This is a genomic window from Methylobacterium sp. P3_A11 (genome assembly GCF_056403155.1).
In genome coordinates this window covers 50,574-64,064 of the sequence record NZ_JBFUGA010000008.1, presented here as the reverse complement: position 1 = coordinate 64,064, position 13,491 = coordinate 50,574, and the positions used below count along the sequence as shown (strand labels likewise).

Sequence of the window (13,491 nt, the reverse complement as noted above, 5' to 3'; positions counted from 1 at the left end):
GCCTATTCCGCGTCGATCAAACTCACATGGGCGGCGGCGACGCGCCAGCCCTCCGCGAAGCGCACCCAGGTCTGGCTCTGCCGCCCGATCTTCCCGGGCGCATTCGCGCGGTCGAACAGCGTCATGGCGGTGGCGAAGTCGCGCCCGTAGGTTGTGATCTGCGTCCGGGCAAGAGTGCGCTCCAGTCCGACCGGAGAACGCGCCCGGCGGAAGGCGCGGATCGCATCCATGCCATAGAGGTTCTCGCCGATGCCGTACCGGATGGTCAGCGGGTCGTCCCGGAACAGGGCCTCCAGAGTCGGCACGTCATTGGTGGTCAGCGCCGTTTCGTAGGCCCGGAACGCGGCCTCGACCTCGGCTTTGGCGGCGGGATCGTCGATGATCATCAGGCAAGCTCCGCGATGGGCGCCGCGCTGACGCCGTTGCGTTCGAGGTGACGCGCCACGCGCAGGGCGAGGTCCTCGCGCCAGGGGGCCGCGATCACTTGGACACCCAGCGGCAAGCCGGCGTCCAGCCAGATGGGCGCCGCCACGACCGGCAGGCCGATGAAGGAGATCGGCTGCGTGAACACGCCGATATTGGCCCGCACCGGCAGCGTCACGCCGTCCAGCACGAAGTGGGTCTGGCCGCCCTTGGGAGCCCGGCATGGGGTCGCCGGAGCCAGGATGACGTCCACCTCGTCGAACAGGTCGAGCACCGCGGTGCGGTACCAGCGGCGGAAGCGCTGAGCCCGTTCGACCTGCGGCGCGGGGATCATCGCCCCGGCGATCAGCCGGTCCCGCACCGCCGGGTCGAAATCCTGCGGCCGGGCGCGCAGGCGGTCGAGGTGGAGCGTCGCGCCTTCCGCGGCGGTGATCAGGTAGGCGGCTGCGCGGGCGCGGTGCGCCTCGGGCAATTCGACGGCGCGACGTGCGCCCAGGGCCTCGGCGGCGCGCGCCACGGCGGCGAACGCGTCCGGATCACCGCCGCGGGCGAAGTAGCCGCCCGCCACCGCGATGCGCAGCCCGTCGATCCCGGCTTCCAGCCGTGGCAGGACGGGCTCCGCCGGACGGGATGTCGCCACCGGATCGTCCGGATCGGGTCCCTGCATCGCGTCGTAGGCAAGGGTGAGGTCGGTCACGCTCCGGGCCATCGGGCCGAGATGGTCGAGGCTGCCGACGAAGGGGAAGCTGCCCGCCCGTGTCAGCCGCCCGTAGGTGGGCTTGAGCCCGAAACAGCCGCAGAAGGCGGCGGGAACGCGGATCGAGCCGTTCGTATCGGATCCCAGGGTCAGCGGCACCAGCCCGGCGGCAAGGGCCGCTCCCGAGCCGCCGGACGAGCCGCCGGTCATGTGGTCGAGGGCATGTGGATTGTGCGCGTCGCCGTCGTGGACGTTCTCGCCGGTGAAGTCATAGGCGTACTCGCCCATGTTGAGGGACCCGATCAGGATCGCGCCCGCCGATTCCAGGCGCCGCACCAGGGCGCCGTCTCGCCCGGCCGGAGGCCGGTCCCGATTGATCTTCGATCCGGCGCGGGTCGGCAGGCCCGCGATGTCGACCAAGTTCTTCACCGCGAACGGCACGCCGGCCAGGGGCGCCGGCGCCGCCCCTGTGCGAAGGGCCGCATCCTGCGCGTCGGCCCGGTCGAGGGCACGTGTTGCCAGAACATCCGTGAAGGCACCGATCCGACCGTCCAGCCGCCCGATCCGGTCGAGCGCAGTCGCGACGACCTCTCGCGCGGTGGCACGGCCGCCGGCAATCGCCGTGGCGATCGCGGTGGCGGTCGAGAGATCCGGCGCGCTCACGCTTCGAACCTCGGTGCCGCGTCGATCTCATCGGCCAGGAGGAAAGACTCCACGAGTTCTGCCGCCGCTGCCAGAACGCGGAGGTTCGCGATGATCGGCCCGATCCACGCCGGCTCGAGCGTCAGCCCGAGGAACGCCGCCGCAGCCGGGGCGTAGATCTCGGGCTCGAATGGTGGTCGCGTCTCAGGCATCGCTGTCTCTCACCGGTTTTGGTTCCACCGAGGCCCAATCCTGGTAGCAGGCCTCATGCCGTGAATCCGACAGCGCGGATGGCGCTCGATCCCGGCGTCTGTATGTTTTTTGGGCATATTGTAGGACGACGTGGGTCCAGCCATGGCGGCACGGCGAATCTGCATACGATTCAGGCATTGGACTGCCCCTCGGTCGGCCATGTGCGATGTGACGGGGATTTTCGCGCGATGTCGTGCCCCGGGCGGCGCTCCCATGGTCCTGCGCATCAGTCCGGCTCTACCAATCCCCTCATCCTCAAGAGGGGCGCACCGACGGCGAACGGAGCCTCCTGCGGGTCTTGCGTGCCACGTGCGTGCTCCTTGTCGGCCGCCGGCACCGACTCCTCGATCTTCGGATTACAGGCGCAGGCCCTGACGCCCTGCCGGGGCATACGGGTTTCGCGCACCGCGATCGGACCGCCGCAATGCGGACGAGATCACGAGTGGCAATGTGAAATTCGCAGATCTGCCGTGTTGTTCACGAATGCTTTCCTGCGACTGCAAGTTGGGATGCCCTCAGGGAACAGGGACGGTCGATATGGTAGCGGCGTGCCTCGCGGTCCCTCAAGCCATTTCCGCTATCCTTGTCCTCACCTTGCGCGCGACCTATCTCAGGTCGGTAACGCTGTCCGGGACTGCTGAGGCACGGACGCCTCGGCCGACAAGCGCCCGGATGCGGTCGGCGGGTTGAGGTTTTTCCGCATCGCTGGACGAAACTTTTACAGAGATCCCGCGGATTGTCGCTTCGTCAGCCCCGCGCGCCAGTCTCCACGATTGCATCCGACGGAGCGCTCCGGTTAAGGGCTTTGCGTTTTTCGAGACAGTGGTCCGACCCGAGCGCTGGATGCCGGCCGAGCGCTCGGGTCGGACCATCGGTGAAACCGATGGATCGGTGCGGTTCCGAGGCCCGGGGACGGCGCAGGAACCTGCAGACTCAAGACGTGTCCGGCTTCACCGGACGTCCCCGCAAGACGCGAGACGTACCCAACCGAGAAAGGTCAGATGAGCGCATTCGACTACAGGAACTTCGACGACCGTCGCCAGAACTCCCAGAACGCCAAGGCTGCTCTGCTGGCCAAGTTCAAGTCTCGGCCGCCGGCCGATGATCCTGAGGTGATCGCCAAGGCTCAGGCCCGGGCCGAGGTCGCCAAGGCCCGCGAGGAACGCGCCCGCGAGCGCGAGGCTGCCCGGATCGCCGCCGAGCGCAAGGCTGCCGAGGAGAAGCGTCATCGGGAGGAGTCGGAACTCGCCGCGCAGCTCGCCCGCGAAGCTGCCGAACTGGCCGCCGCGCAGGAGCGCAAGTCGGCCGAACTGGCCGCCAAGAAGGCTCAGCGCGATGCGCGCTACGCCGCCCGCAAGGCGAAGGTCAAGACCAAGCGTTGAGCGCGGACAGGCGGCCCGTTCGAGCCGCAAGAGCCCACGACGCCCGCCCGTCTGGCGGGCGTCGTCGCATCCGGGGTCGCCCGCCAGACGGGCGGCAACTATCCCGAGCGCCGGCGCGTTAAGCCGCGCCGGTTCGACCTCTCAAGTCGAGCGGTTCAGATATGCGAGGCCGCGATGAACTTCCGAAACATCCTCGCGCTCCTCTTCGTCACAGTGCCGACTGTCGCCAGTTCTGGATCCGCGCACGCGCAGGATCCCGACACCGTCATCGCCTGCGAGACGTTGATCGCCGCCCGGCGGATTGATGCGGCCACGGGTGCCGACCGTGCCGCTCCCTTGGACGCTGGCTGTCGGCGAATCCCGCGCCGGACGATCGGGCCTGTGGAACAGCGGGCGTTGATCGGGGGCGCACCCTACGAGTGCATGACGATCGCCGATGCCGGCCGATGCCTCTGGATCGTACCTTAAGGTGGCCGGGCCTTCGGCGCTTGCCGAAGCCAGCACTCTGACGAAGCTTCACTGACGTTCGCGTTGCTCTATGACGGCATCACGAGCGAGTGAGGTTCGAAGATCAGTATGCCGACGAGTATCCGGGCAAGCACGCGTTTCGCGATAACCGCCGCAACGTGGACAGCACTGACTCTGAGCTGCGGCGCCGTTCGTGCCGAGCCGCCGATCCGGAGCCCCGAGGATGCGGCCTGTCGCGTTGAGGCGCGGGCCAAGGTCTTCACCGCGCCGAACCCCCGGGGTCTGGAACTTGAGGAGATCGGGCGGCAGATTTACGGCGCCTGCATGCGGCGCATCGCTCAGGCGACCGCGCCGCCGGCGAATCGTGGTGGCCGGCGCCACCGGCGCCGACAGCGTTGAACGGCAGCCGCGCGGTCAGGAATCGAGCGGCGCGCCGATCCGGGCGCGCAGTTGAAGACGCAGGGCCTCGTTGCCGCCCTCGGCGTCGAGGGCTGCCATTAAGCGGAGAAGATGGCTGAGCGGGGTCGACCGGCTCTCGACGGCGTCGGCGATCTGCTCCCGCAGCGTCTTGGCTGCGGGCACGAAGCGCGGCGCCGGGCTGGCCTGGTGAGTCTGGGGCATGCGAGGCGCTCGTCCTTCGAAGGAGTCCAGATTGCGGGCGGCTCGCTACGCCTTTCGGCGGACCTGCACCAGTCCTTTTCGCGCATTTACGTAGCCGGCACCACTCTCCGTCACCGCGGGGCAACAGCGCGGCTGGAAGCTGTGGACGAATATCGTGCCGTCACAGAATCCGCTTGCTGTTCGTCGCTCAGCTCACAGTCAGCGGCGATTGAGTGAATCCGTCCAGCAGATCCTGCGGGTCGCGGTAGATCGCCACGCATCCGGCCGCGGAGAGGTCGGCTTCCGGGAAGCCACCGCAGAGGAGCCCGATCGTGCGAAGCCCGGCCTTTCCGGCCGCTTCGGCGTCATAGGGCGTGTCGCCAACGACGTGGACCGCATCGCGCGGGACACCGGCGAGTTTCTCGAGGGCGGCCTCGAAGATGTCGGGATGGGGTTTCGACCGGTCCGCATCGTCCGAACTGGTGGCGACGTCGACGAGGTCGCCGATCGTGAGGATCTCGATGTAGTGCTCCACCTCCGACCGCTTGCCGGAGGAGGCCAAGGCGATCTTGGCGCCAGCGGCCCGGATCCGCTCGAACAGAGGACGCACGCCGGGGAAAGGCCGGACTTCGGACAAATAGCGCCGCTTGAACAGGTCAGAGCGGTAGGCCTCGATCGTCTCGCCGTCCCGCGCGATCCGCTCCTGCGACAGGAACACGGGCATCAACTCGTCGCCGCCCTTGCCGATCTGTCGGCGAACCGCTGATTCGTCCGTCGCGACACCGAAATGCGCGAAGGCCTCCACCCAGGCCCTGGCATGGAGGTCGACGCTGTCGAGGAGCGTCCCGTCGATGTCGAAGATCACCGCGCGCATCGCCACCCCCTCGCGGGGCATGGCGCCCGCCTCCGGCCTGACAACCGGATCGGAACCGACCTGTTCCGGCCGCGTGCCGCGCGAAAGACAGAAGCCCGCCCCTGCGAAGGGCGGGCTTCTATCGTTCGTCGATGGCGCGTGAGCGCCGGTCGTCAGTGCATCGAGGCCGGGGTCCGGGCGGGCTTCGCCTTGGCGGCCAGGCCGGCGGTCACCGCGGTCTTGGAGGCCCGGGCGGTCTTCGGAGCCGCCGGCTTCGCGGCGGCCTTCACGGCCGCAGGCTTCGCAGCCACCGCCTTGGCGACCGAAGTTTTGGCCGGCGACGGCTTGGCGGCCGCACCCTTCGAAGCGGCGGCCTTCGGCGCGGCAACCGCCTTGGCGGTCTTCGCAACCGCGACCGTCGCGTCCGCCGGCTTGACCGCGACCATCGCGTTGGCGCGCAGCTCGGCCTCGGCACGAATCCAGTGGGCGGCGGCCTGGCCGTGAATCCGGCCCTCGCGCTCCCAGATGTAGTAGGCGCACTCGCGCACGTGGTGCTCGCTCATCATCATGCGGTCGATCTCCTCTCCGTCTCGCGAGCGACGATGGGAGAGCCCGGTTAAGCGTCGGTTAACCCTGGCGGCCGGGCGCCCGAGCGGCCGCTCGCCCGGCCTATTCGGCGATCCCGAGGACCCGCCGCGCCTCGGTCAGGAGCACGGCGTGACGGGCTGCGCCGGGACCCTGGTCCGGAGCCTCGCGGCCGGCTCGGGCGATCAAGTCCTGAAAGCGGCGGCGGTCGAGGGCGCGGTGGCCGATGCTGGCGAGGACGGCACCCAGGACGATCCGGACCGCCTCGGTGCGCTCCTCGGCCATGGTCAGGGCCTCGGCCGAGGCAGTGCCGTCTCGCGCCGCCTCGGGCTGCGGGGCGGCCTTCGCCTGGGTCTCGACGTCTTCCAGCGCCGCCGCGAGGCGACGCCCGTCCTGCCAGGCCTGGTCGTGCTGATGGGTGCGCAGGGCGAGCAGGACCCGGAGCGAGGCTGCCTCGGCCTGCGCCGCTTCCAGCTTGGCCTGCGTCTCGCGCAGGTCCTTCAGCGAGTCCCGCAGCAAGTCCTGCGCAAGGCTCTGGTCTGCGGTCACGTCCACGGCCGGCTCCACTGGCATCCCGATGCCGCACGTCCTGTCGCGGCGCCGGCCGAATGTCCACTCTCCAGGACGCCCCAGGGCGGCGCGACTAGTTGAGAAAATCCGCTTGCCGGTCCACATGACAGGCAGCGCCTCCTGGCGCCTGTCCCGGCCGGCCTTGAACCGGCGCAGCGGAGTGATCCCACCATGTTCATTCAGACCGAAGCCACCCCGAACCCGGCGACCCTGAAGTTCCTGCCCGGCCGCGTCGTCCTGTCGGAATCGACCTTCGAGGCGCGGGATGCCGAGGCCGCCGCCCGGTCTCCCCTGGCCGCGGCGCTCTTCGCCGTCCCGGGCGTGGCGGGTGTCTATTTCGGGCACGACTTCATTTCCGTGACCAAGGCCGAGGACGGTTCCGAGTGGGCGCAGGTCAAGCCGGCGGTGCTCGGCGCGATCATGGAGCACTTCCAGTCCGGTGCGCCCGTGATGGCCGAGGGCAGCCACGACGAGGTCGAGGCCGCCGACGAGTTTTACGACGAGGCCGATCACGACACCGTCGTGACCATCAAGGACCTGCTCGAGACCCGCGTGCGCCCGGCCGTGGCGGGCGACGGTGGCGACATCACCTTCCGCGGCTACAAGGAAGGCGTGGTCTATCTGGAAATGAAGGGTGCCTGCTCGGGTTGCCCATCCTCCACGGCGACCCTGCGGCACGGCGTGCAGAACCTGTTCCGGCACTTCCTGCCGGAGATCCGCGAGGTCCAGGCGATCTGAGGGCCTCGTTGCGCAGACACGCCCTGGGACCATGCCGGACGTCATGACCCTCGGGCGGACGTCGCAGGGGAAAGGAACCGGCCGTCTACAGGCCGGAGGCTCCGGTCCACGGCGCTCGGGCCGCTGAGAACGCCGCGGTAGACGGGGATCGCGCCGCCTGACGTGAGGGTCACCGGATCGGGCTTCTGCTCCGGCGGCGGATCACCCCTGCCGGAGGCCGTGCCGGTTCGGGGACACTCGCGGCGCGGCCTCCACCGGCGCAAGCCGGCAACACTCCACGACCGATGCGCCCGCCCCGGCCGCCGCGCCGCTGACGAAGCGCCGGTTTTGCTCTAACGCTAGAGGTTCTCCGCGTCCTTCGGGCGCGCAGGCAACGGCCGGCCCGGACCGGCTTGCGGGAGTGGGCGTGCGTATCCTGGCCATCGACACAGCGCTGGACACCTGCGCCGCCTGCGTCGCGACGGAGGATGCCGAGGCGCCGCTCTCCACCGAATCGCTGCCGATGGCGCGCGGCCATGCCGAATCCCTGCTGCCGCTGATCGAGCGGGTCATCGCACGGGTCGAGGGCGGCTTCGAGGCGATCGACCGCGTCGCCGTCACCGTCGGGCCCGGGAGCTATACCGGGTTGCGGGTCGGCCTGTCGGCGGCCCGGGCCATCGGCCTCTCCACCGGCAAGCCGGTCGTCGGCGTCGGTACCCTCTCGGCGCTGCTCGCGCCGTTGCTGGCCGAGACCGTCGACGCGACGATCGCGGCGGTGATCGATGCCCGGCACGGGGCCGTCTACGTTCAGGCCCTGGGTCCGGGTGACGGCCTCGCCCCGGTCCATATCGCGGTCGATGCGGCCGCGGAGCGGCTGGGTCCCGGCCCCGTCGTACTCATCGGCTCCGGTGCGCCCTTGCTGGCGGCTGCGCTGGCCGAGCGCGGCGTCGAGGCCCGCGTTGCCGGTGTGGCGGGTCCCGATATCGCGTCGGTCGCCTCCCTCGGGCTGGTGGCCGATCCGGTGCAGGCGCTGCCGCGTCCCCTCTACCTGCGCGGCCCGGATGCCCGGCCGCAGGACCACGCGCGGATCGCACGCCGATGACGCGTCCGTTGCCGTTCTGGCCGTTCGACTGGTGGTTCGCGTGGTGGGACGCGCTGACCCCGGAGCCGTATGTCGCTCCGCTCCGCGACGCCTCGCAGGCCCCTGCCCTCGCCCGCCTGCACGCGACGGCTTTCGCGCGCCCCTGGGATGCGCACGAGTTCGAGCGCATGCTCTGCGAGCGCTCGACCCAGGCGCACGCCCTGTGGCGCGCAGGCACGCTCCAGGGCTTCGTGCTGTCGCGCCGGGCGGCCGACGAGGCCGAGATCCTGACGGTGGTGCTGGCCCCGGCCCTGCGCGGGGGCGGCCACAGCCGCAAGCTGCTCCGCGAGCATCTGTCGAGCCTGGCTCTGGCCGGTGTCGCGCGCGTGCACCTGGAGGTCGACGAGGGCAACGCTCCCGCCCTCCGGCTCTACGCTCGTCACGGATTCCGTCAGGTGGGCTCGCGGACGGGCTATTATCTCAAGGCCGACGGCAGCCGGGCCACCGCGCTGACGATGAGCGCCGATCTGTGACGCCGTGAGCCGCCTCGGCATCGCATGGCGCATGGCGGCCCTGGCCTTCGCCCTCGCGGTGCTCGGGCCGCCGCACTGGGTCGCACTCCGGKTCCTGGGGCGCCGCGCGACGTTGGCGCCGATCCTGTTCCACCGTGCCTTCCTTCGCCTCTTCTCGATCCGGGTGACGGAGAGCGGCACGCCTCCGGAGCCCGGTGAGGCGGCCCTGGTGCTGGCCAATCACGTCTCCTGGCTCGACATCAGCGTGATCGGCTCGCTGCGCCCGCTCTCTTTCGTGGCGAAGTCCGAGATCGCCGGTTGGCCTGGAGTCAGCACGCTCGCGGGACTTCAACGCACGATCTACATCGACCGGCAGCGGCGCGGCGCGACCGCCACGGTCAGCACCGTGGTCGGGCATCGCTTGGCCGAGGGCGAACTCGTGGTGCTGTTCGCTGAGGGCACGACCGGCGACGGCACCCGCCTGTTGCCGTTCCGCTCCTCCCTGGTCGGCGCGGCCCGGGCGGCCCTTCAGGCGGAGGCGGGACGCGGGCGGGTGCGCCTTCAGCCCTTGGCGATCGCCTATCCCCGACGCAACGGCCTGCCGGTGACGCGTGCCGAACGCGCCGAGATCGCTTGGTACGGCGATATGGAACTGGCGCCGCATGTCGCCGACTTCATCCGGGGCGGACCGGTCGACGTGCACGTGGTCTGGGGTGCCCCGATCGCCTTCGAGGCGACGACCGACCGGAAGGCGGCGACGGCCGCCGCGGAGGCGGAGGTCCGCGCTGCGCTGCAGAGCCCGGTCGCGGGGCGCGGCGGCGCTGCACCGAACCCGCGCCCGACTCCCGCCGGGCGCGGCCTGCGCGAACCCGAGGCCGCGCCGGCCTGACCGGTCCGCGACGCTTATTTCGCCATCGGATCCGTCTTCCGCATCGCATCCGGAGTCGCGGATTTCTTGGCCATGCCGTCCTTGGCCATGCTGTCTTTGGCCATGTGGTCCTTCGCCATGCTGTCCTTGGCCATCGGCTCCTTGGCCATGTGGTCCTTGGCCATCGGCTCCTTGGCCATCTGCTCGGCGGCCAGGGCCGGGCTGGCGGCGATCGCGCCGGTCAGGAGAGCGGCAGAGACGAGGCGAAACAGGTTGCGCATGGGGTTGCTCCTCAGCAGACGCCGCGATGTGCGGCACGCTCGCTGTTTCGACGCCGGTGCGTACGGGTTACTCGGGGCGCCCATATCCCGTCGTGGAGGTCGGTCTCGCCACCGTTCCGCGCTCCCGATGCCCTCCGACGAAGATCCGGCGCGGGCGCAGGTTCGGGTCCGATCACGGCCTCGCCCGGCCGTGCAACGGGCCTGGGAATACATGATGCAACACATTGAGCGGGCGGAACTGCTCTGCTAGCTAGGCCGAAACCCGCATCAGGCGGGACCATTCGGAGGACGCCCGTTGCAAACCTGGAATCAGGTTTACGATCCGTTCGGGAGCGCTTGGCTCTCGACGATCGCTGCTTCAGTGCCGGTCATCGCACTGCTCGCCATGATCGCCAGCGGGCGCGTGAAGGCCCATATCGCGGCCGTCATCGCCCTCGGCCTCGCCCTGCTGGTCGCCATCGTCGGCTTCGGCATGCCGACCGGGCTCGCGACCCGGGCGGCGATCCTCGGGATGGTCACGGGCTTCTTCCCGATCGGCTGGATCATCCTCAACGTCATCTTCCTCTACCGTCTGACGGTGGAGAAGGGCTGGTTCGCGATCCTGCAGCAATCGGTTGCCGGCATCACGGCCGACCGGCGCCTGCAACTCCTGCTCGTGGCCTTTGCGTTCGGCGCCTTCTTCGAGGGTGCGGGCGGCTTCGGCACGCCGGTGGCCGTCACCGGCGCGATCCTGATCGGCCTGGGCTTCTCGCCGCTGGCCGCCTCGGGCCTGTCGCTGATCGCCAACACCGCGCCCGTGGCCTTCGGGGCGCTCGGCGCGCCGATCCAGGGCCTCGCCTCGGTGACCGGCTACCCGCCGGAGATCCTCGGCGCCATGATCGGCCGGCAGCTGCCGCTGTTCTCCCTAATCGTGCCGTTCTGGCTGATCTGGGTGTTCGCGGGCTTCCGAGGCATGATCCGGGTGTGGCCGCCGATCCTGGTCTGCGGCGCCACCTTCGCGGTCGCGCAGTTCCTGATCTCGAACTACGTGAACCCGTGGATCGTCGATATCGGCGCCTCGCTCGCCTCGATGCTGGCCCTGGTCCTGTTCCTGAAGGTCTGGCAGCCCGGCGAGATCTGGACCTCGCCGGCCCTGCGCGGCCACGATCCGTCGCTCGCCGTGGCCGGACCCCGTCCGGTGGCGCTCGGCGCCGGCGTGCCCGGCACGCCTCCGGTCCATACCGGTGCCCGCACCGCCTCGCAGGGCGAGATCCTGATGGCCTGGGTGCCGTGGATCATCCTCTCGATCGTGGTGGCGATCTGGGGAACCGGCTGGTTCAAGGGCATCGTCAACCCGCTCTTCACCTGGAAGTACGAGGTGCCGGGCCTGCACAACGTGATCATGAAGGTGCCGCCGGTGGTGGCCAAGCCCGCCCCCGAGGGCGCGGTCTTCCTGTTCACCTACATGTCCTACACCGGCACGGGCGTGCTGATCGCCGCGATCATCTCCGGCCTGATCATGCGGTTCTCGCCGCTGCGCCTCGTCACGGCGTATGTCGAGACCATCTGGGCGCTGCGCTACTCGCTGATCACCATCTCGGCGATGCTCGCCCTCGGCGTCCTCACCCGCTACGCGGGCGTCGACGCCACCCTCGGCCTCGCCTTCGCGGGCACCGGCATCCTGTACCCGTTCTTCGGGACGCTGCTCGGCTGGCTCGGCGTGGCGCTCACGGGGTCGGACACGGCCTCGAACGTCCTGTTCGGCGGCCTGCAGCGGATCACCTCCGAGCAGCTCGGCCTGCCGGGCGTGCTGATGGCGGCGGCGAACTCGTCGGGCGGCGTGATGGGCAAGATGATCGACGCCCAGTCGATCGTCGTCGCCTCCACGGCCACCGGCTATTTCGGCCAGGAAGGCAAGATCCTGCGCTTCGTGTTCTGGCACTCGATCGCGCTCGCCTGCCTGGTCGGCCTGTTCGTGATGCTGCAGGCCTACGTGCCGTTCTTCCAGCACATGGTCATCGACGTGCCCGCCGCGGCCGCGGCCGCGCACTGACCGAGGCGGCGGGTCCTCCGCCGCATCCGGAAACCGGCCGCCTGCGGGCGGCCGGTCGCGTTTCGAGGCGCCGCGACGGCCCGCGCGATCCGTGCTACAGGCCACGCGCCGCCCTGCCCCGCGGGGCAGGCACGAGGATCCAAGCGGACTGGTTCGGGACGGCGCGCGTTGAAGAAGGCTTTCGTCAAATCCTACGGTTGCCAGATGAACGCCTACGACGCGGCCCGCATGGCCGACGTCCTGGGCGCTGAGGGCTACGCGGCGACCGACTCGGTCGAGGACGCGGATGTCGTGGTCCTCAACACCTGCCACATCCGCGAGAAGGCCGCCGAGAAGGTCTATTCCGAACTCGGACGGCTGCGCGTCCTGAAGGGCGAGCGGACGGCGAAGGGTCAAGACACGCGCATCGTCGTCGCCGGATGCGTCGCCCAGGCCGAGGGCGCCGAGATCCAGGCGCGCCAGCCCGCCGTCGACGTCGTGGTCGGCCCGCAGAGCTACCACCGCCTGCCCGACCTGCTGGCCCGGTCCCGGGAGCGCCGCGTCGTCGACACCGAATTCCCGGTCGAGGACAAGTTCGACCACCTGCCCCGGCGGCGGACCCTCGGGCCGTCGGCCTTCCTCACCGTGCAGGAGGGCTGCGACAAGTTCTGCGCCTTCTGCGTGGTGCCCTACACCCGCGGCGCCGAGGTCTCGCGGCCCGTGGCGGCCGTGCTCGCCGAGGCCGGGACGCTCGCCGAAGGGGGCGTGCGCGAGATCACGCTCATCGGCCAGAACGTCAACGCGTATCACGGCGACGGCGCGGATGGCGCGCCGGTCGGCCTGGCGGACTTGGTCCGCGCCGTGGCGAAGATCCCCGGCATCGCGCGGATCCGCTACACGACCAGCCACCCGAACGACTTCGACGACGCGCTGGTCCGGGCGCATGCCGAGGTGCCGGCCCTGATGCCCTACCTCCACCTCCCGGTGCAGTCGGGCTCGGACCGGATCCTCGCCGCCATGAACCGGAAGCACACCGCCGACCAGTACCGGCGCCTCATCGACCGCGTGCGGGCCGCCCGGGGCGACATCGCCCTGTCCTCCGACTTCATCGTCGGGTTCCCCGGCGAGACCGACGCCGACTTCGCCGAGACCCTGCGGCTCGTGCGCGATGTCGGCTTCGAGAGCGCGTTCTCGTTCAAGTACAGCCCCCGCCCCGGCACGCCGGCCGCGGACCGTACCGATCCTGTGCCGGAGGCCGTGATGGCGGATCGGCTCGCCGAGCTTCAGGCGCTCCTCGACGGCCAGCGCCACGCCTACCAGCGGGCGGCCGCGGGACGGGTGTTCGACGTGCTGGTGGAGAAGCCCGGGCGGCATCCGGGCCAGGTCGCGGGCAAGACGCCGCACCTGCTCGCCGTGCAGTTCGACGCCCCGGTCCACCATATCGGGAGCGTGGTTCCGGTTCGGATCACCGAGGCGGGGACAAACTCCCTGTTCGGAGAACTCGTGGCGGAGGCCGCGGCGGCGTGAGGATGATGACGGGGATGACGGC

Annotated in this window: 15 protein-coding genes; 7 read left to right on the top strand and 8 right to left on the bottom strand. The window is 70.2% G+C overall.

Annotated features, from left to right (window positions below; genetic code table 11):
- Positions 1-2: 2 nt before the first annotated feature.
- Genes hpxZ through AC1DXK_RS04435 form a run of 3 tightly spaced genes read right to left on the bottom strand, consistent with a single transcriptional unit; the run spans position 3 to position 1,974 of the window.
- Positions 3-386 carry an oxalurate catabolism protein HpxZ gene (hpxZ, locus tag AC1DXK_RS04445; RefSeq protein WP_457104017.1) on the bottom strand — a complete coding sequence of 128 codons (384 nt, stop codon included), beginning with the start codon at positions 384-386 and terminating at the stop codon, positions 3-5.
- Positions 386-1,783, bottom strand: coding sequence for an AtzE family amidohydrolase (locus AC1DXK_RS04440; protein ID WP_457104016.1), 1,398 nt, complete (start codon positions 1,781-1,783; stop codon positions 386-388). The genes hpxZ and AC1DXK_RS04440 overlap by 1 nt, the downstream gene beginning before the upstream one ends.
- On the bottom strand, positions 1,780-1,974 hold the full coding sequence (locus AC1DXK_RS04435) for a DUF4089 domain-containing protein (RefSeq protein WP_457104015.1): 195 nt from the start codon (positions 1,972-1,974) through the stop codon (positions 1,780-1,782). The genes AC1DXK_RS04440 and AC1DXK_RS04435 overlap by 4 nt, the downstream gene beginning before the upstream one ends.
- Positions 1,975-3,015: 1,041 nt before the next feature.
- On the opposite strand from AC1DXK_RS04435, the gene AC1DXK_RS04430 reads away from it, so the two are divergent.
- A complete protein-coding gene (locus AC1DXK_RS04430; RefSeq protein ID WP_457104014.1) occupies positions 3,016-3,396 on the top strand; it encodes a DUF6481 family protein in 381 nt (126 codons plus the stop codon).
- 882 nt (positions 3,397-4,278) lie between these two features.
- Here AC1DXK_RS04430 and AC1DXK_RS04425 read toward each other — a convergent pair.
- From AC1DXK_RS04425 to AC1DXK_RS04410, 4 genes are all read right to left on the bottom strand, one after another.
- Positions 4,279-4,485: a hypothetical protein gene (locus tag AC1DXK_RS04425; protein WP_457104013.1), complete on the bottom strand. Its 207-nt coding sequence runs from the start codon at positions 4,483-4,485 to the stop codon at positions 4,279-4,281.
- A 187-nt stretch (positions 4,486-4,672) separates the two neighbouring features.
- Positions 4,673-5,338, bottom strand: a complete 666-nt coding sequence (locus AC1DXK_RS04420; RefSeq protein ID WP_457104070.1) for an HAD family hydrolase — start codon at positions 5,336-5,338, stop codon at positions 4,673-4,675.
- Positions 5,339-5,490: 152 nt separating this feature from the next.
- Positions 5,491-5,886 carry a DUF2934 domain-containing protein gene (locus tag AC1DXK_RS04415; RefSeq protein ID WP_457104012.1) on the bottom strand — a complete coding sequence of 132 codons (396 nt, stop codon included), beginning with the start codon at positions 5,884-5,886 and terminating at the stop codon, positions 5,491-5,493.
- Between the two features lie 100 nt (positions 5,887-5,986).
- Positions 5,987-6,457 carry an atp-dependent helicase gene (locus AC1DXK_RS04410; RefSeq protein WP_477297010.1) on the bottom strand — a complete coding sequence of 157 codons (471 nt, stop codon included), beginning with the start codon at positions 6,455-6,457 and terminating at the stop codon, positions 5,987-5,989.
- Between the two features lie 186 nt (positions 6,458-6,643).
- Between AC1DXK_RS04410 and AC1DXK_RS04405 the strand changes: the two genes are divergently transcribed.
- From AC1DXK_RS04405 to AC1DXK_RS04390, 4 genes are all read left to right on the top strand, one after another.
- The gene (locus AC1DXK_RS04405) at positions 6,644-7,210 is read left to right on the top strand and encodes a NifU family protein (RefSeq protein ID WP_457104010.1); all 567 of its coding nucleotides are present in this window, start codon (positions 6,644-6,646) and stop codon (positions 7,208-7,210) included.
- Positions 7,211-7,616: 406 nt separating this feature from the next.
- The gene (gene tsaB, locus AC1DXK_RS04400; protein WP_457104009.1) at positions 7,617-8,291 is read left to right on the top strand and encodes a tRNA (adenosine(37)-N6)-threonylcarbamoyltransferase complex dimerization subunit type 1 TsaB; all 675 of its coding nucleotides are present in this window, start codon (positions 7,617-7,619) and stop codon (positions 8,289-8,291) included.
- On the top strand, positions 8,288-8,803 hold the full coding sequence (locus AC1DXK_RS04395) for a GNAT family N-acetyltransferase (protein WP_457104008.1): 516 nt from the start codon (positions 8,288-8,290) through the stop codon (positions 8,801-8,803). Before tsaB ends, AC1DXK_RS04395 begins: the two co-directional genes overlap by 4 nt.
- A 4-nt stretch (positions 8,804-8,807) precedes the next feature.
- Complete coding sequence (locus tag AC1DXK_RS04390) at positions 8,808-9,671, top strand: lysophospholipid acyltransferase family protein (RefSeq protein ID WP_477297007.1); 864 nt, start codon at positions 8,808-8,810, stop codon at positions 9,669-9,671.
- 14 nt (positions 9,672-9,685) lie between these two features.
- Here AC1DXK_RS04390 and AC1DXK_RS04385 read toward each other — a convergent pair whose 3' ends face one another.
- Complete coding sequence (locus tag AC1DXK_RS04385) at positions 9,686-9,931, bottom strand: pentapeptide MXKDX repeat protein (protein WP_477297005.1); 246 nt, start codon at positions 9,929-9,931, stop codon at positions 9,686-9,688.
- A gap of 295 nt (positions 9,932-10,226) precedes the next feature.
- On the opposite strand from AC1DXK_RS04385, the gene AC1DXK_RS04380 reads away from it, so the two are divergent.
- Both AC1DXK_RS04380 and miaB read left to right on the top strand, forming a co-directional pair.
- The gene (locus AC1DXK_RS04380) at positions 10,227-11,963 is read left to right on the top strand and encodes an L-lactate permease (RefSeq protein WP_457104005.1); all 1,737 of its coding nucleotides are present in this window, start codon (positions 10,227-10,229) and stop codon (positions 11,961-11,963) included.
- A 168-nt stretch (positions 11,964-12,131) separates the two neighbouring features.
- Positions 12,132-13,469 (top strand): tRNA (N6-isopentenyl adenosine(37)-C2)-methylthiotransferase MiaB, encoded by a 1,338-nt coding sequence (gene miaB / locus AC1DXK_RS04375; RefSeq protein WP_457104004.1) that lies wholly within the window; start codon positions 12,132-12,134, stop codon positions 13,467-13,469.
- The last annotated feature ends 22 nt before the right edge of the window (positions 13,470-13,491 follow it).